Source organism: Paraburkholderia steynii (genome assembly GCF_900100565.1).
GTDB classification, from domain to species: Bacteria; Pseudomonadota; Gammaproteobacteria; order Burkholderiales; family Burkholderiaceae; genus Paraburkholderia; species Paraburkholderia terrae.
On the sequence record NZ_FNDI01000017.1, the window covers coordinates 188,281 to 214,997 of the forward strand.

The window sequence follows — 26,717 nt, forward strand, 5'->3', positions numbered from 1 at the left end:
GTAACCTTCGTTTCAGAAGCTCTCTTTCATTAAAGTAGGAAACTTCAGGTTAGGACGTATATCGGGTTTTTTCGAGTGACGGGTGACCGCCCACTGAGGAGTTATGTGCGGTAAAGAACATTTATCAAACGACTAACGATGTGTCAGAAGATCATCCCATTTCGGGGATGACCTGTTGAGCGACGTGTTGCCCCACTACGGGAAGTCAATAGTCCCAATCCGGTTCGTCACAGGCGGGCAGCACATTGAGTAATTGCTTCGCCAGCGCTTCTATGTTGTATGCACCTGGGACCATCGGCACGAACCAGTAGACATAGCGCTCAATCTGGCGCCTCGTCGAGAAGACTTCGAACGACGTCGAGCCGGCTAGCGAGACCAGTTTGCGCGCCGCTTCAAGCGCCTTGTTTGTGAGTGATTCTCCGCAATAAGCGGGTGGCAGGCCATCGATGTGTTCCGCGATCAGATACAGTTCCGTCAGAGTTCCATAAGCCCACACGCGATTGCTTCGCTCGCCATGATCCGCATCGTTGAGCGATTGCACGTGCGCGCTCAACCAGATCGATGTCATATCCTGCTCGGGCTGATCAAGTGGCCTTGGCAGGCGGTCAAGATATTGCAGAAGAAGCGTCAACGAAAGAAATTGAACCAGTTGCGACGGGCTTTTACGCTGCTTCAGGTAGCTTGACCAATAGTGGTTTCTCGACGTTTCGAGCTTGCTGATCAGTTGCATGCCCTCTTTCGAGCTGGGATCGAGTTTGCCTTGCTGCGTCGAGTGGTAGAGCATCTGCGCTTCGCGTTTTTCGGTGCTTGCCAGTAATTCGAGAATGCGTGCTTCCTGTTCGGGATGTTCGTCGATCGCCAGTTTCAGGCGGGCCTTTGCCTCGCTCACCTGCTGTTGTGCTCTGGCCAGTGTGTCGCGGCGCGCGTGGTTTTCGACGCTGGAGGCAACTGGCGGAAGTTGCGATTCCGAAGTCAGAAAAGCGCTCATCGCGCGGTCGGCCATTTTCAACGCAATCGAGATGCAGTCCATCGACTGCTGGATGCGTGCGTCGACCAGCTGTGTGTCGAAATTGGGCGGCAGGGATGCATACGTGACGATACTCGCCCAGTCGTGTTTGTCCTTGAAGTACGAATGCAGCCGTCTGCGCATGCCGACAACCAGCTTGCGCGGGTCTTCTCCCCACAGCAGGCCCTCGTACATGTCCTTCACGAACACCACCGAGCCGCCGAAAGACAGCGGATACTGACTCGCGATCACGAGCGGGACGCCGGCCTCGTGCAGCGCGTGGGCGATGCTTGCGCCAACGCCCGTCACCGAGCCGACGTTGCCGGCGTTGCAACTTGCGAGCGTCACGACGGCAGGGCGTGTGAACCGGCCCGGCTGGTTATGACGCGGTGTGCGCAAGATGGTCGCCAGACGGTCGCCGGAAATTGCTTCCACGCCGTCAGGATGTCGGTCGGAATGAAATGCGAGACCGAAGCGGCTGTCATAGGGCGTGTTCGTTTGAACGCCGTGCGCGAGAATGTGTACATGCGTATAGTCATTTTTCGCGCAGGCATCTTCGAGGCTCTCGGCAGATGCGTTCGGCAACACAGAAAGCCGGCCCCCGATGACTTTCAGGCGTTTTTCGTCGTCGTAGTCATCGGAGAGCGCGAGCCAAGGCGTCAGCGCCTCGCGCAACGCCAGCAGATGCGCTTCGGCAGGTACCGTTTCCATGTCGGATGGCGATGCGAAGGCGAACAGAATGCGTGGCTTGCGCGGCCAGCGAACGTATTCCTGAGCAACCCGCCGTGTCTCCCGCGTAATGCAGATGGGCTGCTGGGTCTGCAGCGAAAGCGCTTGCCCCTCGCCGGGGAAGCCATTGGGAGCGGTCGCCAGTTCGAAGGGAAGCAGGGCGAGCTCCGACGCGGAAATGATCAGTCGCAGGTGCGTGACCTGCTCGGCAGTGTCGCCGTCGCCTGTGCCCGTTCTTTGCCGGTTGAGATCGGCGGTCAGGCCGGGAATCTCTCCAAGCAGCTGGCCCAGCACACGTGCGGTATCCCCCATCTGGAATTCACGCGCTTCGGGCCCGAGCTGATAGCTCAACGCGCGCAGCCGATAGAGCATCTGGTTGTGTTCGAACGGGACGTGCAACGTAACGGCGCTATGGTTTTCGCACAGCGCGATGTATTCGGTAAGGGGCGACAGCAACTGATTATGAGGTGGCCCGTGACGCAGCAATTCGAGTGTTATTTTGCGCATCATCGAATCTCCATGCAGCTTGCCGGCAGGTCCACGTCGAGTTCTGTTTTGTCGTCGATGGTTTTTACGTGGCGAAGCTCCGCCTTGACACTGTCCGCTGCATCTCGCCATACGACCACGACCGTGCAGGACTTGATGACCAGATCCTGCGCTTTGTCGAGATCAGCCATGGTGCCGCGTTTGAGTGCCGCGAAGACTTGCGCGAATTGTTGTGGGTCGGCACGAACCTCGGCCTTGATGCGAATCAACCGCGCCCATGTGCCGCTGTTGAAATAGCAGCCGGGTCCATTTCTGCGGCGCATTGCGCGTTCCAGATGGGTGTGGCCGGCGATGACGACGTCGATGTCCGGAGACACTTGGGCATCGAGCTGCACGGCGGTGTCGTCGCGCTCGCCAATGTCGAAGCTGCGATCGCGGTCGAGGTTTTCGAGTGCCTCGCGCAAGACCTCGCTGGTCGATTCCTTTCTAGACCATTTGACCAGCGCGCCGAAGGCGTCGAGCTGGAGACCCTCTGCGCCGGCAACGAGGTCGGTGGCGGTGAAGCCGTGGCGCGCCCGGTCATCGGCCATCAGCAACAGCTCGCGTGCCTGGAGCGCGGCCTGCCGCGACCTCGAGGCCGCAGCGACGGGCGCGTGCGGGGCGTCGATCATGGATGGCGCCGCTCCGTCTTCCACCGGGTTCGCGCCCAGCATTCCGTCGGGTTTGCGCACGCCAGCCCATAAGCGTGTCAGTGCGACGGACGCCAGTTTCTTTGCCCGGTCAAGTTCGCCGACCAGTTGCGGCGCGCATGCCGCGAGCGTCGGCGCCACAGCTGCCTGTTCCGGTTTCAGCAGATCGACGAAGGGGTACTCGCGCTTCACCGGATTCATCACGTCGATCACCATCTTGCTGCCTGCATTCGGAATCCACGGCTCGACTGCCCGGCCGATCTGCACATCGCGTGCTATCTCGCGAATCCTTTCGAAGTTCGCCGGATTCCAGAGGTCGACCTCGTTGCCATGCAAACAGAGAACCGAGCGCCCACCGACGCTGCACAGCACACCGGCGCCGTCGAAAACCAGATACAGGCGCGAGTGCGCGCCTGGCGCCGCCGACTGTCCTCCCGTCAGAATCTGCACGAGGCGCTCGCGCACCCACGGCAACGCCAGTTCGAGATCGTGATTGCCGAGATTGACGATCAGCCGCCGCCGTTCCTTGCCGAGAAAATAAGGAAAGGCCTCGAAGACGGCACGAAAAGTGTCGTCCTTGGCGATACGTTCGAGCTTCTGGATGGCGCCGTGTGGGTCGAAATAAGTCGCGTCTTCTTCGGCGAGAAAGTCGACGAAATCTCCATTGATGACGAGCGCCACTTCATCGTCGGGATCCTGATCGGCAAGCAGCCGGATGAGTCCCGCCAGCTCATTGCTCGAGCCAAAAATCTGGAATCCTGGCGGCCCCCCAAGATGGATATCTGAAATGACGTAGAGCCTGTCGACGTGGTGGATCGGCTGCACGGCAGTCTTCTCCATGATCAGATGCCGGGTTGCGGGGGGCAAGCAGATTCAGCACGGCGCGGCCGGGGGGCACTTTCGGCATGCCAGATGTACCGTAGACGATCAGGAATGGTCGTATTCGAATGATCGTGCCGACATACCGCGCTCACGTGCTCTCATAACATAGTTGAGGCACGGTTCTTTTGCCGATCTTTCGCGCATGGGAACCAGGCATCGTGACTACGTTGGAAACTATTCACCGGCTTGATGTACTTATGGAATTTTTTAAATGAATGATTTCGTGTGACTGACGTTTGCCGCTTTTAGAAATGCATCAAGCGGCTCGTCTTGCCTGTAGACGGAACTGTGCGTTACCGCACATAACGAGGTAGGCTAGCTCACTGACGAACATCGACATAGGCATGTTCGCGTGCGCGGATTCACCGTGCGAAGCTGGTGAGTGGTCTGATAAAGAACTCCGCAATGAATGTGCGTATCTCAGGGTTCTTTGGCCGGCAAGTGTCGCCACGCTAAAGAAGACCCCTAAGAATAGTGTGGAGTCCAGGCTGAACTGGACGAGCCGACCCTTGAGGCGCTGAAGGCCGCCACGCCTTGATTCAGGTCGATAAAAGCTACTCGTAAAAAAGACAGAGTTGCGGGCCGCGCGCGAATCCACGAAACCCGCAATGCGTTCACAGTCCCGCTGAGCTTAGTGGCCGCCGCTAGCGCGTCCAATCGCATCGAGTTCGGCTAGCACGGCATCGCTGAGTCGCAGCTGCGCGGCCTGCATGTTTTCGCGCAGATGTGCGACCGATGAAGTACCGGGGATCAGCAGAATATTCGGCGACCGATGCAAGAGCCACGCGAGCGCGACCTGCATTGGTGTCGCGTTCAACGTATGCGCGAGGTCCGACAACGCTGACGATTGAATCGGCGTAAAGCCGCCGAGCGGAAAGAACGGCACATACGCGATGCCTTGCGCGGCCAGTTGATCGACGAGCGCATCGTCTTCGCGCTGCACGAGGTTGTAGTGATTCTGCACGCAGACGATCGGCACGATGCGCTGCGCTTCTGCAATCTGCGTGGCCGTCACGTTGCTCAGGCCGATGTGCTTCACGAGCCCTTCGCGCTGCAATTGCGCGAGTGCGACGACCTGCTCCTCGATCGATCCTTCCGCCGGGCTGTGGATGTTTCCCATCACGCGAATATTGACGATATCGAGCGCGTCGAGGCCGAGGTTGCGAAGATTGTCATGCACGCCGCGCCGCAGGTCCTCCGGCTCGCGCGCGGAAAGCCATGATCCGTCGTCGCCGCGAACGGCACCCAGTTTGGTGACGATGGTCAGGTCATCAGGATAAGGATGCAGCGCCTCGCGAATGATCTGGTTGGTGACGTGCGGGCCGTAGAAGTCGCTGGTGTCGATGTGATTGACGCCGGAAGCGACGGCCTCGCGCAACACAGCGAGGCACGCGCCGTGGTCTTTCGGCGGCCCGAATACGCCGGGCCCGGCCAGTTGCATCGCGCCGTAGCCCATGCGGCGAACCGGGCGGCCAGCCAGCGGGAAGGTGTCGGTGGAATGGAAGTTCGGCATTGCGCGCTCCTTGGTAGTCGATGAGCCACAGTGTGCTCGGATTGCGCTGTTGAATAAACCCAACTAAAGTGTACGGGCTGTTGAAATTATTGAACAATGGCCCCTATGGAACTGAACGACCTTGCCGCCTTCGTGTCGGTGGCGCGTGCGGGCGGCTTCCGCGACGCGGCGCGCATGAGTGGCGTCTCCGCATCGAGCCTGAGCATCGCCGTGCGCCGCCTCGAAACGAAGCTCGGCCTGCGGCTGCTCAACCGCACCACGCGCAGCGTCGCGCCCACGGAAGCGGGGCAGCGGCTGATCGAAAAGCTCACGCCGCTTTTCAGCGAAATGGAAGCGGCGCTCGACGTCCTCAACGTGTTCCGCGACAAGCCGAGCGGCACGCTCAAGCTCAACGTGCCGTCCAGCGCCGCGCGCATCGTGCTGCCTTCCGTCATCGCGCCGTTTCTGAAAACGTATCCCGACATTCGCGTCGAGGTCGTGGTCGAAGATGGCTTTGCCGATGTGCTGTCGATTGGTTGCGATGCGGGCATTCGCTACGAAGAGCGGCTCGAGCAGGACATGATCGCGATGCCCATCGGCCCGCGCGTGCAGCGTTTCGCGACGGCGGCGACGCCCGATTACCTCGATGCACATGGCAGGCCCGAGCATCCGCGCGACCTGCTCGATCATGCGTGCCTGCGCGGCCAGTTTGCCGGCGGCGCGATGCCGACGTGGGATTTCGAGCGCGACGGCGAAGTGGTGCGGCTCGATCCGTCGGGACCGCTCGTGGTCAGGCCGGGCGCGGCCATCGAGCTTGCCGTCAGCGCCGCGCTGGCGGGCGTCGGCGTGATTCACCTGTTCGAAGGGATGCTGCGGCAGCACCTGGACAGCGGCGCATTGGAGCCGATTCTCGAGCCGTGGTGGCAGCGGTTTTCCGGGCCGTTTCTCTACTATCCGGGGCGGCGTCATTTGCCTGCGCCTTTGCGCGCGTTCGTCGATTTCCTCAAGGAGCAGGGTTCGGCGGATGCGTCGACTGCGCGCTGAGGCTAAAGTGTCCCCTTCGGGCCGCTCCCGGCCCAACCGCTTATCCGTCATCCGAATTCGAATTCACCGAGGTTCACCGCCATGAAAAAGCTGCTGAACGATCCGTCGCGTGTCGTGCGCGAGATGCTCGAAGGTCTCGCGATGCTCGCGCCCGAGACCGCGTTGCTGCGCGACGCGAATGTCGTCGTGCGGCGCGATTTGCCTGAGGCGCATGCGCGGCGCGTCGCGATCATTTCGGGCGGCGGCAGCGGACATGAGCCGGCGCACGCGGGCTATGTCGGCGACGGCATGCTGGCAGCCGCCGTGTGCGGCGAGGTGTTCACGTCGCCGTCGACGGATGCCGTGCTCGCCGCGATCCGCGCGTCGGCGGGACCGAACGGAGCGTTGCTGGTCGTCAAGAACTACACGGGCGACCGCCTGAACTTCGGCCTTGCCGCCGAGTTGGCGCGCGCCGAAGGGATTCCCGTCGAGGTCGTCGTGGTGGCCGACGACGTGTCGCTGCGCAACACCGTCGAGCGCGGGCGGCGGCGCGGCATTGCGGGAACTGTGTTCGTACACAAGATCGCGGGCGCGGCGGCTGCGGCGGGGAAGACGCTCGCAGACGTGGCGGCGATGGCGCGCAGTGCGGCCGATGCGATCGGCACAATGGGCGTCGCGCTCGACGGCTGCACGCTGCCCGCGACGCAACAGTCGAGCTTCAGTCTCGCGGATGACGAGATCGAACTGGGCCTTGGCATCCACGGCGAGAAAGGCGTGCAACGCACGAAGCCGATGCCTGCCGATCAACTGACGGACACCTTGCTCACCGCGATCACCGACGATCTGCAACTGGCGAGCGGCGAGCGCGTCGCACTGCTCGTCAATGGTCTGGGCGCGACCACGCCGATGGAGCTGGCGGTCGTCGCGCGCGCGGCGATCAATGGACTCAAGCAGCGCGGGTTGCGTATCGAGCGCGCATGGTGCGGCACGCTGCTGTCCGCGCTGAACATGCCGGGCTGCTCGATCTCGGTGATGCGTGTGGACCACGAGCGCCTTGCGCTACTCGACGCGCCGACGAAGGTCGCGACATGGCCGGGCGCGGGACGCGTGAATGTCGATGGCGCGACGGGTATCGCGTTAGGCGCGGAGGAAGATGCTGTTGCATCGTCGGCTGAAGCTGCCGTCGAACGCACGCCGTTGCAGCTTGCGTTCGACGCCGCTGCGCGCGCCTTGATCGGTGAAGAAGCGCGCCTGACCGAACTGGATTCGAAAGCGGGCGACGGCGACCTCGGCTCCAGCATGAAGCGTGCGGGCGAAGCCGTGCTGGCGATTCCCGCCACCGCATGGCCATCGGCGGCCGATGCGCTCGCCGATCTCGCCGTCACGCTGCGTCGCGCGATTGCAGGCAGTTCGGGGCCGTTCTACGCGACGGCGTTGCTGCGAGCATCGCGCCGTCTCGGCGAGAGCGATGCACCTGCATTGTCCGATTGGGCGGCTGCGTTCGATCTGGCTGTAAAGGCGATCTCCGAGCTAGGCGGCGCGCAACCCGGCGAGCGCACGATGCTCGATGCGCTGCGGCCTGCTTCCGATGCGTTCACGGAAGTGATCGGTCGCGGCGAACCGCTTGCTACTGCGTGGACTGCAACCGTCGATGCAGCGGAGAAGGGTGCGGCATCGACGGCTTCGATGATGCCGCGCGTCGGACGCGCGAGCTATCTCGGCGAGCGTGCTGTGGGCGAACCCGACGGCGGCGCGGTGGCCGTGGTGTGCTGGCTGCGCGCGTTGACGCCGTTCGTGTACTAACAGTTCATGCGCTAGCTGCCGATAGCTTTCGCCCGTTTGGCAGCGAAGTCCCACAACTGCGCCTGATTCGTCTCGACACGCGCGGGCAACAGGCCGTTCTTGTAGAACGCATCGGCAATGATCTGCTGCTCGCTGTAATTCTGCACGGCAACGGCCCGCACCAGATAACTGCGCCGCGCGTTCGCGCGTTCGATCGTGGTTGCGTCGAGGCCCCATATCGGCGCGAGTGTTTTTGCGGCGTCATCGGGATGCGCGCGCAGCCATTCGCCCGCTTCCTTCAGTTGATCGAATACGACCTGAACCACTTCGGGATGCGCATCGGCGAACGTGCTCGACGCGAGGTAGTAGCGCTGATACGAAGCGAGCCCGTCGCCATTCGCAAGAACCCGCACGTCGGCGTTTTTGTCGACGGATGCGACATACGGGTCCCACGTAATCCATGCATCGACGCTGCCGCGCTCGAATGCCGCGCGACCATCGGCGGGCGTGAGATAGCTGATCTTGACATCGCTCGCTGTGATACCTGCCTTGCTCAATGCCGCCAGCAACAAATAGTGGCTGCCCGCCGCTTTCGTCACCGCGATACGCTTGCCCTTCAGGTCCGCGAGCGCGTGCAACGGGCTGTCCTTCTTGACGATGATCGCCTGCGCGCCGGGCGAAGGCGCTTCCTGCGCGACATACACGAAGCGCGCATGCGCGGCTTGCGCGAAGATCGGCACGGTGTCGGCGACATCGGCGCTGAAATCGACGGCATCGACATTGAGCGCCTCCGTCAACGGCAGGCCGCTCGTGAACTCGTTCCACGAGACGCGCACGTTGAGCGGCGCGAGTGCTTTCTCGAGCGAGCCGCGTGCCTTGAGCAGCGTAATGAGCGTCGACGATTTCTGATAACCGATGCGCAACGAAACAGGCGCGCCATTAGCGTTGGCCGCTTGCGCGAAGCTCTGCGCCGAGGTCAGCCCAAACAGGGAAACCAGTGCGATGCGGGTGAAGGCCCGCCGTGTCATAGACGCCATACGTGTATTCCGTTTTCTGTGTTGAATTGGGCGGAGCAATGGATCGATTCGCCATCGTAGCAACGGAACCGACGCTTCCTAAGCGAATGTTTCAGCTATTGATTGCACGGTTTTCGATAAGCGTAGGCGTGTAGTTCATCACACTCGACACGTCATTCAAAAGATGCAAAACATAAATATTGCTGTGAGATAAACATATATAAATAGAATAATTCTCACCGTGGTCCTTCGTCGCTACGCTTGCCTGCATATCGACTGTGAGGGCCTATGAGCGCTTCTGTTCCAACGTCTTTTTCTGTGCGGCGGCGCGTGCTTCGCGCACTCGCGGCGGCGCCTGCCGTCGCTGCGTTTTCCGCATCGGTCGCGCGTGACGCGCAAGCAGCCGACGCAGCGTCGACCACGATCGTGCTCGGCGATCAGGCCGGTGGCACGCGTGCGCTTGCCGAAGCCGCGAAAGTACTCGACGGCACGCCGTACGCGTTTCGCTGGGCCAACTTCCAGGGCGCAGCACCGCTATTCGAAGCGCAGCGCGCGGGCGCCGTCGATCTCGCGCCCGCCGGCGATCTGCCCGTGCTCGCCGCTGCCGTCGGCGATCCGACGTTGAAGATCGTCGCGACGCGTGTCGGCTCCGGGGCGCAACTCGGCATTCTCGTTGCGCAGGATTCGAAGATCCGCGCGGTCGCGGACCTGAAGGGACGCACGGTGTTTATCTCATCGGCGCGCGGCAGCATTTCGCAATTCCAACTGTACGGCGCGCTGGCTGAAGCGGGATTGTCGAAAGACGATGTGTCCGTGCGCTTCATTTTGCCCGTCGATGCCTTCGCGGCATTCGCGTCCGGTTCGATCGAAGTGTGGGCGACGTTCGATCCGTACTACGGCATCGCGGTGCAACGCGGTGCGCGCGTCTTGCGCGACGGTACAGGTATCAATAGCGGCCTTGGCTTCATCACGGCATCGGGCGCAGCGCTTGCCGACACGCGCAAGCGCGCGGCCATCGCGGATGTGTTGCTGCGTTATCAACGCGCAGGCGACTGGGCGGTCGCGAATGCCGACGCCTACGCGCAAATCTACGCAACGCTCACGCGCTCGCCGCTCGACGCCGCGAAGCAGATCACGAAGCGCGCGTCGCTCAAACAGCACTTCGTTTCCGACGCCGACATCGCGGCGCTGCAAAAGGTGGCCGACGCCGCGTATCGCGACGCGATCCTGCCGCGCCGCATCGACGTGCGCGCGATTTCGGATACGACCATCGGCAACGCGTAGCTGCATTTTCAAGGAGCGTATCGACATGTCTTCACACACTCAGGCAATCGATCTTGCGAGCCTGCAGGCCGACGATGCCGCTGCGCCGCGCGACGTCCGTGGGCAGATCGTCGCCGCGCTGGCAGCCCTCGCGTGGCTGGGCGGCGCGGCCGTGACGCAATGGTGGCCCGCGGCCGACGACTGGCCGTACACGCGCGAACTGCTGATTCTGAAGCTCGCGCTGGCGGCGTTGTCGGCGGTAGTCGGCGCGCGCGCGTGGTTGACCAATGGCGCCGTCAAGCCGCATGCGGACGCGAAGCGCGCACGCATCGACACATGGATCGCGGCGGGACCCTGGCTGCTCGCGCTCGCCATCGGCATTACCGCGTGGGAACTGGTCACGGCGCAGCTCGAATGGTTGCCGCGCCCGTTCTTCGCGCCGCCTCAGGCGTTGATCGCGGTGTATTTCGACGATTTGCCGAGGCTTGCGGCGAGCGTCGGGCATTCGTTCGTGTTGCTCGCTTATGGCTATGTGCTCGGCGCGTTGACGGGCTTCACGATAGGCGTGAGCATCGGCTGGTCGCGTGCCGTGGGTTACTGGCTGCACCCCGTGCTGCGTCTGATCGGCCCGTTGCCCGCGACCGCGTGGTTGCCCCTCGCATTCTTCTTCTTTCCATCGAGCTTCAGCGCAAGCGTCTTTCTGATCGCGCTGGCCACCGCGTTTCCCGTGGCGGTGCTCACGTGGTCCGGCGTCGCGGGCGTGAACTCCGCTTACTACGACGTCGCGCGCACGCTCGGCGCACGCGCTTCGTTCCTGATTCTGCGCGTGGCGATTCCCGCTGCGCTGCCGTCGGTGTTCGTCGGCTTGTTCATGGGGCTGGGCGCATCGTTTTCCGTGCTGATCGTCGCCGAGATGATGGGCGTGAAGGCGGGGCTTGGCTGGTATCTGCAATGGGCGCAAGGCTGGGCGGCGTACTCGAACATGTATGCCGCGCTGCTCGTGATGGCGCTGATGTGCTCCGGTCTCATCACACTGCTGTTCAAGGTGCGCGACCGTCTATTGGCCTGGCAAAAGGGATTGCTCAAATGGTAGCCGCTACTCAGGCGTCGCACGCGCACTCGGATGCGCGGCAGGGCGCGCGCATCGACGTGCGCAACGTCAGTCATCGCTTTGCATTGCGCGGCGAAGCGCTCGCCGTGCTCGACGACATCAGCCTCACCGTCGAGCCGGGCGAATTCGTCGCGTTGCTCGGGCCGAGCGGCTGCGGCAAGTCGACATTGCTGCGTCTCGTCGCGGGGCTCGATGCGCCCGCACACGGCGCGCTGCATGCGAACGGCGAGCCGATCATCGGGCCGGACCCATCGCGCGTCGTCGTGTTTCAGGACCCGACGCTGTTTCCGTGGCGCACGGTGCGCGACAACGTCGGTCTCGGTCCTGAAGCGCAGCGAACGGGGCGCGATCGCGTGTCGCGTGACAGTGCGGCGAAGCGCGTTGACGCCGCGCTCGAACTGGTCGGCCTGGAAAAATTCGCCGATGCGTTTCCGCATCAATTATCAGGCGGCATGGCGCAGCGCGCCGCGCTGGCGCGCGCGCTCGTCAACGATCCGCAACTGCTCGTGCTCGACGAACCGTTCGGCAAGCTCGATTCGCTGACGCGTATCCGCATGCAGGGCGAACTCGTGCGTCTATGGCAGGCCGCGCGCTTCTCGGTGCTGCTCGTCACGCACGACGTCGAAGAGGCCTTGTATGTGGCGAACCGCGTGATCGTGCTGAGCGAACGGCCGGCACGCATCGTCGCGGAAGTGCGCAATGACGCGCCGTATCCGCGTCATCGCGACGACCCGAAACTCGTCGCGCTGCGCCGCGAGGTATTGGCGCAACTCGGCCTCGTCGCATGACGCTGCACACAATCACATCACGCATTGGAAAAACAACGACATGAAAACCGACGACAAGATTGGCCATCCAACCCCCGCTAACGCATCACGCCGCGCATGGCTGCGCAAGACCGCGTGGACAGCGGGCGCTGCCGCGCTGGGCGGCGCATCGTTTCTGCCTGGCATGCGCGCCGTCGCCGACGAGAACCTCAAGCCGCTCAAGCTCTCGTGGAATGCAGGCGCGATCTGCACGGCGCCCGTGCCCGTCGCCGTCAAGCAGGGGTTCTTTCGCAAGCATGGCCTCGACGTCGAACTGATCAACTTCGCCGGTTCGACCGACCAGTTGCTCGAAGCGATCGCCACGGGCAAATCGGATGCGGGCGTGGGCATGGCGCTGCGCTGGATCAAGCCACTGGAGCAGGGCTTCGACGTGAAGCTGACGGCGGGCATCCACGGCGGCTGCATGCGGCTGCTCGCGACGAAAGCGTCGGGTATCGTCGATCTGCAAGGGCTGAAAGGGCGCACGGTCGGCGTGAGCGATATGGCGAGCCCCGCGAAGAACTTCTTTGCGATCACGCTCAAGAAGCTCGGCGTCGATCCCGACAATGACGTGCATTGGCGGCAATACCCGGCTCCGCTGCTCGGCGAGGCGCTGAAAAAAGGCGAAGTACATGCAATTGCCGATGGCGATCCGACCATCTGGACGCTGCGCGAGACCGATCATTTGCAGGAAGTGTCGAACAACCTGTGCGGCGAGTATGCGACCCGCGTGTGCTGCGTGCTGGGCGTGCGCGGCTCCCTGATCCGCAAGGACCGCGCGACCGCGCAGGCGTTGACGCAGGCGCTTCTTGAAGCGACCGAGTGGACGGCGAATCACCCCGCCGAGGCGGCGACGATTTTCTCGTCGAATGCGCCGGGCGCGGACGTCGCGCAATTGACGGCGATGCTGAAGAGTCACACGGACCATCATCACCCCATCGGCGACGCGTTCAAGAAAGAGATCGCGTTGTATGCCGACGATCTGAAGTCGGTCGGCGTGATCAATGCGGGAACGGACTCGAACCGTTTCGCGACACGCGTGTTCTCGGACGTACTCGCCTGAGCGATTGGGGCCTGGTTGGCGGCACGCAACGTGTCGCCTGTCTCAACGCTGCCTGCGCTTCGCGGCAGAGCCCGCGAAGCGCGACTACGTCTCTTATGACGGTGCAATGTCGAATTCGGTTCACTTCGACCTGCACGCCACCGTGCAAATCCGATAAAAATCTCCACTCGACGCAAGCTCGCGTTACGCGCGCGCGTCATATTGGCGGCCATCGACAGGCCTCAGCTTCAATTCCGCTTTCAGTGCCTGTCAAATCGCACATCTCACTGTCGGGACTGGAATAAATATCGACGAGACGTGTTAACGAGAGTTCGGGACGCATAACGCGAGAATCGCGCCCCGCCCGGACAGCCATGCTCGAAACGCCTGCAATGAGAGGCGGTTCGAAGCGCGGTCCGCTATTCGGGGTGAGCTGCGCTGCAAAGCTGGACGCCGTGGGCTTGTGCCGCGTTGCCGTCCTCGCGTAGAGCGCGATTTGACCAATCCGATTCTCCCGCTCTCGACATGAACATGGAACGCGTGTCTTTCCTCGGCAAACAGAATCCCACACTGACGCTGGCGCTCGCGGGCGGATTGGCGTTGATCGTGTTTCTGATCGATTCGTTCGGTCACTTTGCCACGGCGATCATGGTGTTGTACTCGATCGTCGTGATGCTGGTGGCCACCGTCCTGTCGCGCCGTGGCACGCTGCTGGTCGCGATTGCCTGCATCTGGGCGACGGTGATCGGTTTTCTGATTGGACACCTCAACGAGGAGTCATTCTCCGCACTCGCGCGCGCCACGGTGGCCTGTCTGTCGATCCTCGCGACGACGGCGCTGACGTTGCGCATCCAGGCCGATGCCGCGCGTCTCGCGGAGCAGGTGCGCGAGCTGAACCAGACGCACGACGCGCTGAACCGTTCGACAACCGAGCTTGCGCATGCCACGCGCGTCACGATGCTCGGAGAACTGGCGGCGTCGATCGCTCATGAAGTCACTCAGCCGCTCGCCGCGATCACGACGCACGGCGAAGCGGGCCTGCGCTGGCTGCGGCGCGAAACACCCAATCTCGATGAAGCGTGCCACGCGTTCGAAGCCATGGTGAGCAATGCGCGGCGTTCAAGCGAGATCATCCGCCGCATACGCGCGCTGGCCCGCAAAAGCGAACCGACGTTTGCGCCGCTTGGCATCAATAGTCTCGTCGTCGAAACGATCGACTTGCTGGACCGCGAGGTCAAGCGATACGGCGCTGTGGTGAAGATGGACCTGTCGCCGGGCGAGTTGACGGTACACGGCGACCGCGTGCAATTGCAGCAGGTGCTGATCAATCTGGCCGTCAACGGATTGCAGGCGATGTCGTCGATTCAGGATCGGTCGCGCGAACTCAGGTTGCAAACACGCATCGAGGAAGGGAAGCGCGTCTCTATTACGGTCGAAGACTCCGGCGTGGGCATTTCACCCGAGGTCGCAGCGAAACTCTTTAGCGCCTTCTTTACGACGAAAACAGAGGGGATGGGTTTGGGCTTGTCGATCTGCCGGTCGATTGTCGAAGGACATGGCGGCTCCATCTCGTGCGTGACACCATCGACGCGCGGCGCAAGCATGCAAATCGCGCTTCCTGTGCCTGTTCTTGCCGGGGTGTAAGCCGCGCAAGATTACGTTGCTTTCGCGTGCTTGTCGCGAGTGAGTTTCTCGTGAACGTCCTGCGTGAGTCGGGCGATCTGTTCGGTGAGATCGCGCGTCAACTCGGTTAGCTCGGTGTTCTGCCGCAGAAGCGCCTGCATTTGCCCGGCCTGATGCGCAAGCGCCTTGTCGCGCCGTTCCGCAGCAAGCGCCAATGCTTCGCGATGACGCGCGTCGGCGTCCGCATGCGCCTTGTCGCGATCGGCCTGACGCGTTTGAGCGAGCAGGATCAGCGGCGCTGCATAAGCCGATTGAAGACTGAACGCCAGATTCAACAGGACGAACGGATACACGTCGAAACGTGTCACGCCGCACACGTTCAATCCAATCCATATAGCGACGATCAAGGTTTGTGACAACAGAAACGTTGGCGTGCCGAAGAAGCGTGCGAACGATTCCGCCTTAAGCGCAAACCAGTCGTTGCCGAAGACGGTCGAAAGATGCGCATGAGGAAGCTGAAAACGCAGATGATCGCGTGGCTGGTCATCGTGCTCAATATGATCCGCTGACTTGTTGCCCTGCGACGCAAGACCCTTGATGTTGCTTTCCATGATGGTGGGAATAAATGCTGGAATTGAATAACCGATGCACAACGTTTCGCGCATCGAATGTATGCAGACTGTAGAGCTTCGGTGCCACGTCCGGTTATGCAAATGCACGCCGCGATTCACGTCCGCACGGACTGAGTGCAAGCCGCGCCCAAAAGCATCAAACGTGAATGGTCGTGCAGATACCAAAGTGTCGGGGCGATACACAACGCCCGTCTCGCGATAGCCTGGATACTGGATTGGTACGCGATGCACTGGCCGCGATAAAGATCGCGCAGCGCGAAGCGCGTATTTCGCCGTGTCACGTTCGTCGGATCGACGAAAAGAGCGACGGCTGAATTGGCATCAATCCAGGAGTTCAGGTAATGGCTACGTTTGTATTGAAAGATGGCACCCAGCTTTTCTATAAGGATTGGGGTTCGGGACAACCGGTCGTGTTCTCGCATGGCTGGCCGCTGAATGCCGACGCGTGGGACGCGCAGATGATGTATCTCGCGGAAAAGGGCTATCGCGTGATCGCCCATGACCGGCGCGGGCATGGCCGTTCGAGCCAGCCGTGGGACGGCAACGACATGAGCCGCTACGCGGACGATCTCGCGGAACTGATCGAACATCTCGACCTGAAAGATGCGGTGCTGGTCGGTCACTCGACGGGCGGCGGCGAAGTCGCGCGCTATATCGGCCGCCACGGCACGCAACGCGTGCGCAAGGCCGTGCTGATTTCCGCCGTGCCGCCGCTGATGCTGAAAACGCCTGCCAATCCTGGCGGCCTGCCGATCTCGGTGTTCGACGATATCCGCAAGGGTGTGATCGAAAATCGCTCGCAGTTCTTCAAGGACCTGGCTTTGCCGTTCTATGGCTTCGATCGCGAAGGCGCGAAGCCGTCGCAGGGCACGATCGACGCGTTCTGGTATGCCGGCATGCAATGCTCGATCAAGAGCGCGTACGACTGCATCAAGGCATTCTCGGAAACCGACTTCACGGAAGATCTGAAGAAGATCACCGTGCCAACGCTGGTGCTGCAAGGCGACGCGGATCAGATCGTGCCGCTCGACGATTCCGGCAAGCTTTCGTCGAAGCTCGTTCCGAATGGCAAGCTGAAGATCTACGAAGGCGCGCCGCATGGCATGTGTACGACGCATGCCCATCTCGTCAACGCCGATCTGCTGCAGTTCATTCAGGCCTAACAGCAGGCGCGTGCAAGTCCTGTCGGTTATCCGGGCACCGGCAGGATCTGGCCGTTGCCCGTGACGCAAACCATTGCGCCACGGGTAACGGCGTTATTGCTCCTGCTCTTCGCTGGTTGTATGCATCGGGCGATGATCGCTATACAAGCCGTACGCGCGAGCTTCGTCGATGTTGACGATACGCAATCCGTTCGAAGTGAACGGGCGTGCTTGCATGGCGTGTGTGCGCCGTCGCGTCAGCATCGCGGCGATGCCTGCGAACGCCGCGCCGACCATCCTGCCTGCGGCGCCGCAAATTGTCCGTGATCAATTAACCTGAAAAACCGATCGCTACTACGATTTGGCATATTTTACTAGGTGAAGGGTTGATCAATTTATAAAACGAGATCAAATGGTAAAGCCCTTAGTGAGGGTCGATTTGCCGGGCGTCCGAATTGCGTAACAGCGCTGCCCCAGCGGGCTCGTATCCTGGTCAGCGCGACTTTACCAGTCTGGCGAGGCTGCTTGGAAGGCAACAGTCGACGTATTTCGTGCTACGCAACGGCAGCTTTTGGCGCGTCCTCCCAACGGGTGAGAACGGCCATTAGGCGTCATTCGCCCGCAACGTCGCTTCGACGGTCAGACGCCCGGTTCCGACCAGCTAACGGCCATTCAACTGGCAACTGCGAACGCTTCTTCGCCTGCCATGCCCGTCGTTCGGACTAGCAGGAATCGGCCTTGCTCAGGTCGACCCTAGCGGGAGATGGTCACCGTCGTCTCGGATTCGTACACGATCCGCACGCGGCTGTGGCGCTTGAGCGACTGCATCACTGCGACAAGGTCAGGGCGGCTTACCCGAACCGAATGGGCGGTACCTGACTTGTCCTCGACGGTCAGGAGGTTGAGCTTCCGGTCGATGCCGGTGACTTCCGTCACGCCGCTGAAGACTCGGAGTCCGTGAAAGCGCGACTGATCGGCGCCTAGTGAATACTGGGTCACCTTTACCGTCCGGTTCAGGCGTGTGAGCGCTGCACCCTCGGCGGGCGTCAGTCCGGTGACGTGCGGCTCCAGATAGCTTGTCGTGAGCTTGTCGCCGACGTTGATTGAGTTGAGCACGTCGCGGTGATCTTTCGCATCGAAGCTCAGGTCTTCGTGGCCGGGCACGGTCACGACGATGAGTGCGTTCTTCTGGTCGATCAGGCTGATGGTGCCGCTTTCCGTGTCTATCGACCCGCCGCTTGGCACTGCTTGTGCGGGCGCCGAGGCCGTCGTGTCGTCCGCGCGGCACTCGGGCAACCAGCTTGCGGACAAGCTGATGAAGGCGGCCAAGAGTGCGCTGTGGCGCACGATGGAAATGCACGTATTCGCTCGGAAGAGCATGGGAGTCCCCTTGATGCGATCAGGTGCCACGCTTGCTGCGCCAGTCCGGAACCGATAGGTGTTTTTTCGGAGGCTAGCACCGCAGGAGGCGCACACCATCGGACCTTGGTCCTACACGGCCGCGATTTCCTGGCGGAGCCGACTACTTGTCCGCGCGTGGCCACACCGGGCGACCGTTTGCCAACCGATACCTGCCACGGCTAGTCAGCGATCGGCCAGGCCCGGTCATTCATCTCAACCCACTTGCGGATATTCTAGCGTAAGGTTTGCCGCTGAAAGCGGACCGTCGGCTGCTAATGACCAGCTTCGCTGATGAGTGAAGTCCATCGGGGCGTCACGCTAATCGTCGATCCGTCGGAGTTAAGGCACTCGCAGCTGGCCATCGAGGCGAGCGCAACAATGGGTGTTGAAGAGATGTCAGTTGCAACCGTGACTGTTCGCGGTCCGGTAACAGGTGGTTCCGCCGTGGCCGTGAACCACGCCTTTTCCATTCATCGTATTCGCCTCGCCACCCCGGTTGGTCTGGGTCGTCCGCACGCCATTCGGGTTCGTCTGGGACGTCCAGGCCGTACCCGTGTTCCGGTTAAAGCCGCCGGCCGTCTGTCCGTTGCCACAGACCGTCTCGCCACGGGCGTTCGTCGCACATTCTGCAAACGCGTTTACGGACAGCATTACGCATGCCAGTACTATCAGAGTCTTCATGATCGTCAATTGAATCTTGGCACAAGGTGCTGGCCAGTATCGCAAACTGGCTGCATTGGATATTAGTTTAGGTCTTTCTCGACCATTTTCCTCACCTCAAGGTAGCATTCAATCCGACCGATTCGGGCGAACGGCAGGCGATGCGTTCGAAGCCGCCACTGCGCAGGAGCTTTGCGGGTTCGTCTGCGGATTTGCATCGTTTAGTTTGATATCCGACGAACGGCCGTCATGCCCCTACAGGGCAGCCGACGTGACAGCACGAGTGACTGTTGCACCTTCGCAAGCGGCCTTCGAGCGATAGCAACTGCGTATGACCGGAGAGGGTCGGCTGCGGAAGTTCGGCTTTCACCATGGATCGCGGTGTTCGAGGCGACCTCGGATTCTCGGGTTCGCCCATCAAGGGACATTCGGCTAGCGCCGTCGAATGTCCGAACTGCGGGGCGCAGCCGACGCGAAACGTGAGTTGGGAACCCACCAGCGCATTTGAACTTCGCCTCCGAACGCGGCGTGTAGATTTCGGTTTCCCGCTTTCAGAAAGCGCAGCTTGGACGAAGTGAAGATGTTCAGCCATGCGATCGCACTTCATCTTTCACCCTTTGTTGCAACGGTTCGCCGCCATGTCGGGGCCGAATACCATTTGCGGCGGCGCGCCGTTCAGGACACTGCGCCTGCCGCTGAACGCGCAGTTCGACGCTCAGTCAGGTTTAAAGGATCAACTTATATTGCTGCTCGCGCGAATAGGTGGAAGCACTGCTCAAGCAGTGCCTGATCGTGATATTGTCGCCGCAAATCGAAAGAGTCGGATTCGGCCTATCGCGTATCACCATTGGTCGAATCGGGCAAACGCTGGTCAATGTCCCGTCCGTGCTGCTCGCGACGCGCGATCGCGAGACGACATTGGTGCTGCCGTCCCGTCGGGCTTTTTGTTATCCGATTAGTCGGCGCGGAAAGCAGCGTCGATTTCAGGTCGCGACAGATGAGCCACCGTGTTCACGAGTGTCTTTGCGGCGGCAGCCAATGCGATCGTCACCATCGCGCGGTGATCGAATCCCGCGGCTTTCAGGGCATTGACGTCGCTGTCCGATACCTGCGTCCGGTTCGTCGCGATTGCGGCAGCGAAGCGACGCACGGCTTCCAGCCTGGAGTCCGGAATTGTGCTTCCGTTTCTCAGTGCCTGGACGACGTCGGCCGATGCGCCCAGTTTCGCCGCGAGAGTGGCATGCACGGCAATGCCGTAATCCGCGGCGTTTGCGCGGCTTGCGGAGACCATTGCGACTTGCTGTGCGATCGGATCGAGCGAGCTTGCCCCAAGCGACTGGAGCATCGCGATATAGGCTCCAAGCACCGACGGTTCGGCCGCAATCGCGTAGCCCAGGTTAGGCACGAAGCCGAACACGCCATGCATGCCGTCGAGCAATGCTTTCGCCTCGGCAGGCGCCGATGCTTCTCCGAGCTCTCCGAACAGCGCGGCGCCTTGCGCCGAATCCACGGCCCGGGCCAGAAATGCCCGGATGATTGCCGCGACTTCGTCGAGATGCGTTTCTAGCGGGAAGTGTCCCGCGTCGACGAAGTGAACTTCAGCTTCCGGGAGATCGCGGCGGAAAGCTTCAGCGCCGGCCGGCAGAAAGAAAGGATCGTTTTCTCCCCAGACAGCCAGCGTCGGCGGACGATGCGTGCGGAAGTATTCATGGAAGCGGGGATACGCCGCTACGTTCGATTTGTAGTCGCCGAACAGATCGAGTTGAATGTCGGCGTTGCCCGGCCGATCGAGGAAATGCTGGTCAAGCGTGTACGACTCGGGGGCGATCAGCGAGGTATCCGACTCCCCGTGCATGTACTGAAACGACGTCGTCTCGGACTTCAGGAACGCGCGGAGGTTGCTGCGGTTCTCGTCCGTTGCCGCTTCCCAGTAGGCGCGAATCGGATTCCAGCCCTCACTGAGACCTTCCTCGTACGCATTGCCGTTCTGTGAAATCAGCGCGCTCACGCGCTCCGGCCGCGACGCAGCCAGTCGAAAGCCAACGGGGGCGCCGTAGTCAAACACATAAAGCGCGTAGCGATTCAGCCCGATCGTATCGGTGAAGCTTTCGACCACTTCGGCCAGATGGTCGAACGTGTAGGCAAAGGTGTTGGCTTCAGGTGCATCGGAGAAACCAAAGCCGGGCAGGTCGGGGGCCACCACACGATATTTGTCGGCGAGCCGGCTGATGAGCCCGCGATACTGGTGGCTGGAAGTCGGAAAACCATGCAGCAAAAGGACAACGGGAGCGTCCTTATGTCCGGCATCGCGATAGAACACATCGATGGTCGAACCCGTACGACTATCGGGAACAGAGACGGTTTGATACGTGGGCGTAGCAGACATGACAACCTCCAGTTTTGCGGGTAATCCGGGTAAGTGCGGGACAAGATTGCTTCGAGCATGACCCTGTTGCCGAAGCGCAGGGGCTTGATTAGTGCCCGGGATGGGGCCGTGGCCGGGTCCTGGCGACCAGTCAGGGAGAGCGGCCACCTGGGTTCCAGCACCGGTTAAGGGCGGGCCATCGGCAGCCCACCGTCACCGGCGCCTCAATCAAACCGGCAGCGCCGGTGCAGCCGGAAAATCCACCGGGACCCGCGTGGTTCCGTGCAGGTAGTTCGTGACGGTTTTGTCTCCGATGAGCACGACGACATCCACGAGGTTCGCCTTTCCCCAGCCTGCTGCGAAAAAGGCGTCCACCAGCGCGGGGTCGGCGTGGCCGCGGTTCAAGACGATGTTGCGCGTCAGCCGTGCCAAAGCATCCAGTTTTGCGTCGAAGCCTGCCGTCCCGGCGCGGACTTCGAGGATCTGCTCATCCGTCAGCCCGTTCATTTTGCCGATAACCGTGTGCGCCGCGAGGCAATACTCACACCCATTGGCCTGACTGACAACGAGGTTCACAACTTCGCGAGCCTTGCCGACGATCGAACTCTTTGCGTTCTGGAATGCCAGGTAGTTGGCGAGTGCATGTTCCGAATGGGCCAGCGTCGCATACAGGTTCGGCACCATGCCAAGACTACTTTTGAGCTTGTCGAATATCACTTGATTAGCGGGTGAAACATCTTCACGTGTGGGGACATTGATGGCCGTCATGGTCATACTCCTTTTGCTTCGGTTGAGAAAACTTAAAGTGCGTTACAAGAACCGCGCCACAAACGAGCCGCGCGGCATCAGGGATCGGTCAACGTGTCTTCGCAAACAGGCGCGGCAAGGACGTAACCAGAAGACTGAGTGAAGCCGCGAGAAGTACCAGATCCTTGAGCAGAAACTGACCTGGCAGCGCGGAAATGGCGGGGAAGCCACCGGCGGTTGCCTCAGCTACGCCCGGTGTCGTGACAAAAAAAGTCAGCGTGATCAGGTATGTCATTGCCGACATCGCTGCACCGAGGGCAGAGAGCACGGGAACGAATGCGCCGGCTGCAAGGGCGACTGCGGTGGAAAGCTCCAGCGTGCCGATCACATAACTTGCACCCTGGATGCCGAATACCACGTGCAGCCAGCTCATGATCGGGCTATTGGCGATGAACGGGGCAATACCGTGCGCCTCGTAGCTCGTAAACTTCATACCGCCAAACCACAGAAATACGATAACCAGAGACCATCGCAGGAGGGCCTGCGATGCGTAAGCCCCTGAGGCTCGTTCTGCGACTGCAAACTCCGATAACGTCGATTGATTGGTCGATGCCATGATGAAACTCCATATAAAGAAAACAATCGGGAAAATGGTCTCCCACTCGCGACACATCCGAGGCTGCAATGCGAGTCGAAGATTTGGGTTAAGCGCTAAAGAACGACTTGATTTCTGCTGCAACCTGACTTGAGTTTTCGTCGAGAACGAAATGTCCTGCATCGAGCCAGACGAGCTTCGCGTCTGGCAGATCGCCGAGATAAGCTCTCGCGCCGCGTGGAATGAAGAACGGGTCGTTCTTTCCCCACACGATCAACGTTTTCGGCTTGTGATCGCGGAATGCCTGCTGCCAGGTCGGGTAGAGCCCGATGTTCGATTTGTAGTCTTCGAGAAGATCGACCTGATAATCCTGTACGCCTGGACGGTCGAGCAGTGCCTGGTCCAATAGCCAGTTATCCGGATTGATGGCCTCAGGATCTTTCGCACCGACCAGCCAGTGATAGCGGGTTCCTTCGAGGCTGACGAACTCGCGTGCCAGCTTTTCGGTTTCGGCAGTTCGTTGTTCCCACAACGGCAGCAGAACCTTTTTTCGTGCGTCTCCCACGCCTTCCATGTATGCGTTGGCATTCTGGATGATGAAGCCCTTCACCCGCTCCGGGCGCTGCGTGAAGAGACGAAAGCCCACGGGACCGCCGTAGTCCTGCATGTAGAGAATGTACGAGTCGAGTCCGAGTGCATCGATCAATCCCGACACGGAGACGGCCAGATTGTCGAACGTGTAGGTGAACTCGCTGCGCAGCGGCGCGTCCGAATAACCGAAGCCGATATAGTCGGGAGCGATCAGATGAAACCGGTCTGCCAGTACTGACATCAGGCCACGGTACATCTGGCTACTGGTCGGCAGTCCGTGCAAAAGGAGAATCGTCGACCACTTCCGATCACCCGCCTCCCGATAGAAGACCTTTCGACCGTTCACTTCTACTGCGCGATGGTATGTGCGCGTGTTCATTATTGGCTCCGTGGAATGCATCGCTTTCGATTCGACCGCCTGTCGACGTCGTGAAAGCATTCTGTGCATTCCCGGAAAGCGGCGATAGACAGTAAAATGTGAAAGCGACCTCTCATTTTCTGGAAGGCCATGGATCAACTCGATGCGATGGCGGTGTTTCTCGCCGCAGTGGAGACGGGGAGTTTTTCGAAGGCGAGCCGGAAGCTTGGTGTTCCGCTCGCCACGGTCAGCCGCAAGATGGCCGATCTGGAGACGCACCTGAGAGCAACGCTATTGGTCCGCTCGACGAAAGGGCTCGAATTGACGGCCGCTGGACGGTCTTACGCAGTGTCGGCGAAAGCCATTCTGGAGCAGGTGGTCGAAGCGGAGCGGATCGCTGCGGGCGAATATGCAGAGCCGAAAGGCGACCTGGTTGTGACTGCGCCGATCATGTTCGGCAGGCTGCATGTGCTGCCCGTCGTAACGCGCTTTCTTGCTTCGTATCCGGAGGTCTCGGTGGGCCTGGTGCTGACTGATCGGGTCACCCATTTGCTTGACGATCAGGTCGACGTGGCGCTGCGGCTGGGTGACCTTCCCGACAGCAATCTGGTCGCGGTGGGATTGGGCTCGATCAGGCGCGTTGTCTGCGGCAGTCCGGACTATCTCGACACTCGGGGCGAGCCCACCAAACCGGAAGATCTGGCCCTTCACAGCGTGATCTCGTTCGAAAGCATTTCGGCGTCGGTGCAATGGAGCTTCTGGTCTGAAGGCGAGGAGATCAAAACTTCCATACTGCCGCGCTTGAGCGTCAACACCATCGATGCCGCAATCGACGCCGGACTGTCGGGCACCGGGCTGGTTCGGGCGATGTCCTACCAGGTGGTCGAGTATGTACGGCAGCAGCGGCTGCGTGTCGTCCTGCAGGAATTCGAGCCCGAGCCGCGCCCGCTTCATCTGGTCTATGACAGGCAACGCAGACTGCCGCTGAAACTGCGCACATTCGTCGACTTCGTGGTTCCGCTGTTGCGAGAACGGGTGAAGGAAGCAAAACTTTGAGAAGTCGACACCTGTGGGGCGAGCAACCACGAATTCTGGTGATACCGATGACATGCATTGGGCAATACGGTACGGCGTCGATGGTGAGAATCTTGGGTTGTGGACAAAGTTGAACGGCCAGTCCGAGCAGCAAGGCAACTCGAGCGACACGCTGTTCTCGATCGGCGAGACTCTCGCCTACTTCTCGACGCACATGACGCTGCTTCCTGGCGACATGCTCGCGACAGGAGCGCCGCCGGGAGTCGGGTTGTGCAAAATCCGTTCATGGCACCCGATGACGTGCTGGAATGCGACATCACGCATCTGATAGCTCTGTCATTAACGTGCCTACCCGGTTGCTGAGGTGAGCGACCGTTGCGTCCCGAAGGCTGTAATTGCGTGGCTAGGAATTCGAATGGCAGTTGAGGGTCGAAGATTGACCACTCCACCAAGCGCACAATCGATCTCCCTTCGTTGAAGAGGAGATTGTCACGGAAGCGCTTAATTCCTCGGATGCTCGTCGGGTGCCGTGGAACAAGGGGAGGCTGACCGGCCAGAAGCCGCCGTTGAAGCTCCGAGAAATTTGGGGGATTCGAACGAGGCCTCAGATGTCGTCGAACGCTCGCGAGTTGGCGATGTTCAACTTGGCGATCGACAGTAAGCTTCGTGCGTGCGATTTGACGCGCTTGCAGGTTCAAGACGTCTGCGTGGGAGGGCATGTAGTCTCGCGAGCGACGTTCATGCAGCAGAAGACACAACGACCGGTGCAGTTCGAAATCACGGAGCAAACCCGGCAGAGTGTTGCGACTTGGATTTCGGCGCGGGGTTTGAAGCCTGCCGACTATCTGTTTCCGAGCCGCTTGCACGCATCAGCGCATGTGTCGACGCGTCAGTATGCTCGCATCGTGCATCGCTGGGTCGCGTCAATCGGACTGGACGCCGCAGCGTACGGCACGCACACAATGCGCCGCACGAAGGCATCTTTGATCTATAGACGCACGGGGAACCTGCGCGCGGTTCAGTTACTTCTGGGCCATACGAAGCTTTGGCCTCTTCGCGCCGACAGCGTTCTTCGTCGAGCTTGTCCCGTACCTGCCCAGTTTCGGGGGGTATGTACGCGTGCTGGTGGGTATCGCGCTCGTGGTGTTCGCCGGGATCTACATGCTCCGTGCGTTCCAGAAGTATGTCGAGCGAAAGCGTGCCGATCTGGAGCAGAGTCGGACCGAACGCGCACGTGGCGTCGATAACGAAAAGGCGCTCAGTACGTTCCAGAAGAAGCTGTGCCCGTCGTGCGACAAGCCGTGGCATCTTGGCGGCGAGCAGGCCGCGTACTGCATCCACTGCGGGCTGAATCTTTTCAAAGTCTGCGCCTGCGGCGGCCGTAACTTCGCCTTTTTTCTTTTCTGCAACCAGTGCGGCGAGCCTGTTACCGAGATGGTGGAGCCCCGTTCTGCAGAACCCGGTGAGCGGCCGCCAGCAGGTAACTGACAGAACCAGTTTTTCTGGATGCGCTGCCAAACGGAAAGCGCCTTGCTCACACCAGCCGGTTAGAGGATGGTCAGTTGAGTCCGTACGGATAGACGAGATGCGTCGGGAGCCAGACGTAGCGAACGGGAAGGGCCGCCACCGTGCGTAGCGAGGGATACGAGGACTGAAATGAACACGGGCGCCGACATCGGCGCCCGAACAGGTTGCTGCCTGGAGGCAGCAGATCAAAGCGATTGCGTTTATGCAGCCGCGTCCTTGAGCTTCTTCAAAGCACGCGCCTTGATGCGAACCGTCGCCGGTTTCGCGTCGAACCAGCGTTCCTCGCCCGTGAACGGATCCTTGCCGAAGCGCTTCTTCTTCGCGGGCACTTGCTGAACCGTGATCTTCAGAAGACCCGACAGCGTGAATTCGCCGGCACCCTTCTTGTGAACCGAGCCGAGGATGGTGTCTTCCAGCGCGGCGAGAATCGCTTTCGCGGCTTTTGGTTCAACATTAGCCGCTTGTGCAACGTGATTGGCGAGCGAAGCCTTTGTGAATGTCTCTTTCACAGGTGCGCCGGCGACCAGCTTTTTCGCCGTCCCGTTTGCAGCCTTTGCCGGTGCAGCCTTGGTAGCCGGTTTGGCAGCTTTCGGAGCAGCCTTCGTTGCGGTCTTGGTTGCCGTCTTCGTTGCAGTCTTTGCCATAGTCGTGGATGACTCACTTTCGAATTAGGAGGTGCTCGCCACAGTTCATGCAGTAAGCACAGGCATTCTA

General features: G+C 60.9%; 21 protein-coding genes and 2 pseudogenes. 12 read left to right on the forward strand and 11 right to left on the reverse strand.

Annotated features, from left to right (window positions below; genetic code table 11):
• Positions 1-205: 205 nt before the first annotated feature.
• From BLT65_RS28085 to BLT65_RS28095, 3 genes are all read right to left on the reverse strand, one after another.
• Positions 206-2,245: a CHAT domain-containing protein gene (locus BLT65_RS28085; protein ID WP_091783592.1), complete on the reverse strand. Its 2,040-nt coding sequence runs from the start codon at positions 2,243-2,245 to the stop codon at positions 206-208.
• A complete protein-coding gene (locus tag BLT65_RS28090) occupies positions 2,242-3,750 on the reverse strand; it encodes a metallophosphoesterase (protein ID WP_091783595.1) in 1,509 nt (502 codons plus the stop codon). Before BLT65_RS28090 ends, BLT65_RS28085 begins: the two co-directional genes overlap by 4 nt.
• A 673-nt stretch (positions 3,751-4,423) precedes the next feature.
• Positions 4,424-5,305 carry an aldo/keto reductase family oxidoreductase gene (locus BLT65_RS28095; protein ID WP_091783598.1) on the reverse strand — a complete coding sequence of 294 codons (882 nt, stop codon included), beginning with the start codon at positions 5,303-5,305 and terminating at the stop codon, positions 4,424-4,426.
• 105 nt (positions 5,306-5,410) lie between these two features.
• On the opposite strand from BLT65_RS28095, the gene BLT65_RS28100 reads away from it, so the two are divergent.
• Positions 5,411-6,328 (forward strand): LysR family transcriptional regulator, encoded by a 918-nt coding sequence (locus BLT65_RS28100; RefSeq protein WP_091783601.1) that lies wholly within the window; start codon positions 5,411-5,413, stop codon positions 6,326-6,328.
• Positions 6,329-6,409: 81 nt separating this feature from the next.
• On the forward strand, positions 6,410-8,110 hold the full coding sequence (locus BLT65_RS28105; protein WP_091783604.1) for a dihydroxyacetone kinase family protein: 1,701 nt from the start codon (positions 6,410-6,412) through the stop codon (positions 8,108-8,110).
• Positions 8,111-8,121: 11 nt separating this feature from the next.
• Here BLT65_RS28105 and BLT65_RS28110 read toward each other — a convergent pair whose 3' ends face one another.
• Positions 8,122-9,126 carry an aliphatic sulfonate ABC transporter substrate-binding protein gene (locus tag BLT65_RS28110; protein ID WP_091783607.1) on the reverse strand — a complete coding sequence of 335 codons (1,005 nt, stop codon included), beginning with the start codon at positions 9,124-9,126 and terminating at the stop codon, positions 8,122-8,124.
• Positions 9,127-9,393: 267 nt separating this feature from the next.
• Here BLT65_RS28110 and BLT65_RS28115 point away from each other — a divergent pair, with 267 nt between their 5' ends.
• From BLT65_RS28115 to BLT65_RS28135, 5 genes are all read left to right on the forward strand, one after another.
• The gene (locus BLT65_RS28115; RefSeq protein WP_091783610.1) at positions 9,394-10,389 is read left to right on the forward strand and encodes an ABC transporter substrate-binding protein; all 996 of its coding nucleotides are present in this window, start codon (positions 9,394-9,396) and stop codon (positions 10,387-10,389) included.
• A 25-nt stretch (positions 10,390-10,414) separates the two neighbouring features.
• Complete coding sequence (locus BLT65_RS28120) at positions 10,415-11,461, forward strand: ABC transporter permease (protein ID WP_091783613.1); 1,047 nt, start codon at positions 10,415-10,417, stop codon at positions 11,459-11,461.
• Positions 11,455-12,267: an ABC transporter ATP-binding protein gene (locus BLT65_RS28125; RefSeq protein ID WP_091783616.1), complete on the forward strand. Its 813-nt coding sequence runs from the start codon at positions 11,455-11,457 to the stop codon at positions 12,265-12,267. The genes BLT65_RS28120 and BLT65_RS28125 overlap by 7 nt, the downstream gene beginning before the upstream one ends.
• 40 nt (positions 12,268-12,307) lie before the next feature.
• Positions 12,308-13,348, forward strand: a complete 1,041-nt coding sequence (locus BLT65_RS28130) for an ABC transporter substrate-binding protein (RefSeq protein WP_091783619.1) — start codon at positions 12,308-12,310, stop codon at positions 13,346-13,348.
• A 510-nt stretch (positions 13,349-13,858) separates the two neighbouring features.
• The gene (locus BLT65_RS28135) at positions 13,859-14,971 is read left to right on the forward strand and encodes a sensor histidine kinase (RefSeq protein ID WP_229515920.1); all 1,113 of its coding nucleotides are present in this window, start codon (positions 13,859-13,861) and stop codon (positions 14,969-14,971) included.
• Positions 14,972-14,982: 11 nt separating this feature from the next.
• Here the strand turns inward: BLT65_RS28135 and BLT65_RS28140 are convergent, their stop codons facing one another.
• Positions 14,983-15,615 carry a DUF1003 domain-containing protein gene (locus BLT65_RS28140; RefSeq protein WP_091783625.1) on the reverse strand — a complete coding sequence of 211 codons (633 nt, stop codon included), beginning with the start codon at positions 15,613-15,615 and terminating at the stop codon, positions 14,983-14,985.
• Between the two features lie 308 nt (positions 15,616-15,923).
• Here BLT65_RS28140 and BLT65_RS28145 point away from each other — a divergent pair, with 308 nt between their 5' ends.
• Positions 15,924-16,745 carry an alpha/beta fold hydrolase gene (locus BLT65_RS28145; protein ID WP_091783628.1) on the forward strand — a complete coding sequence of 274 codons (822 nt, stop codon included), beginning with the start codon at positions 15,924-15,926 and terminating at the stop codon, positions 16,743-16,745.
• A 732-nt stretch (positions 16,746-17,477) separates the two neighbouring features.
• Here BLT65_RS28145 and BLT65_RS28155 read toward each other — a convergent pair.
• The 5 genes from BLT65_RS28155 to BLT65_RS28180 all read right to left on the reverse strand — a co-directional run bounded on the left by BLT65_RS28155 (position 17,478) and on the right by BLT65_RS28180 (position 23,462).
• On the reverse strand, positions 17,478-18,104 hold the full coding sequence (locus BLT65_RS28155) for a hypothetical protein (protein WP_091783630.1): 627 nt from the start codon (positions 18,102-18,104) through the stop codon (positions 17,478-17,480).
• 1,636 nt (positions 18,105-19,740) lie between these two features.
• Positions 19,741-21,171 carry an alpha/beta fold hydrolase gene (locus BLT65_RS28165; protein WP_091783633.1) on the reverse strand — a complete coding sequence of 477 codons (1,431 nt, stop codon included), beginning with the start codon at positions 21,169-21,171 and terminating at the stop codon, positions 19,741-19,743.
• A gap of 207 nt (positions 21,172-21,378) precedes the next feature.
• A complete protein-coding gene (locus BLT65_RS28170; RefSeq protein WP_091783636.1) occupies positions 21,379-21,918 on the reverse strand; it encodes a carboxymuconolactone decarboxylase family protein in 540 nt (179 codons plus the stop codon).
• Positions 21,919-22,006: 88 nt separating this feature from the next.
• Positions 22,007-22,513: a YkgB family protein gene (locus BLT65_RS28175; RefSeq protein ID WP_091783693.1), complete on the reverse strand. Its 507-nt coding sequence runs from the start codon at positions 22,511-22,513 to the stop codon at positions 22,007-22,009.
• 88 nt (positions 22,514-22,601) lie between these two features.
• The gene (locus tag BLT65_RS28180; RefSeq protein WP_091783639.1) at positions 22,602-23,462 is read right to left on the reverse strand and encodes an alpha/beta fold hydrolase; all 861 of its coding nucleotides are present in this window, start codon (positions 23,460-23,462) and stop codon (positions 22,602-22,604) included.
• Between the two features lie 129 nt (positions 23,463-23,591).
• Between BLT65_RS28180 and BLT65_RS28185 the strand changes: the two genes are divergently transcribed.
• The 4 genes and pseudogenes from BLT65_RS28185 to BLT65_RS28200 form a co-directional block, all read left to right on the forward strand.
• Positions 23,592-24,497 carry a LysR family transcriptional regulator gene (locus tag BLT65_RS28185; RefSeq protein ID WP_091783642.1) on the forward strand — a complete coding sequence of 302 codons (906 nt, stop codon included), beginning with the start codon at positions 23,592-23,594 and terminating at the stop codon, positions 24,495-24,497.
• Positions 24,498-24,510: 13 nt separating this feature from the next.
• A complete protein-coding gene (locus BLT65_RS28190; RefSeq protein WP_091783645.1) occupies positions 24,511-24,804 on the forward strand; it encodes a fumarylacetoacetate hydrolase family protein in 294 nt (97 codons plus the stop codon).
• Positions 24,805-24,961: 157 nt separating this feature from the next.
• A pseudogene (locus tag BLT65_RS28195) lies at positions 24,962-25,522 on the forward strand (tyrosine-type recombinase/integrase); the annotation flags it as partial.
• Positions 25,500-25,964: pseudogene (locus BLT65_RS28200) on the forward strand (hypothetical protein); the annotation flags it as partial. The pseudogenes BLT65_RS28195 and BLT65_RS28200, both read left to right, overlap by 23 nt.
• A 239-nt stretch (positions 25,965-26,203) precedes the next feature.
• On the opposite strand, the gene BLT65_RS28205 reads toward BLT65_RS28200, so the two are convergent.
• Entirely contained in the window at positions 26,204-26,647 is a 444-nt protein-coding gene (locus tag BLT65_RS28205) for an HU family DNA-binding protein (protein ID WP_091783648.1), read from the reverse strand.
• Between the last annotated feature and the right edge of the window lie 70 nt (positions 26,648-26,717).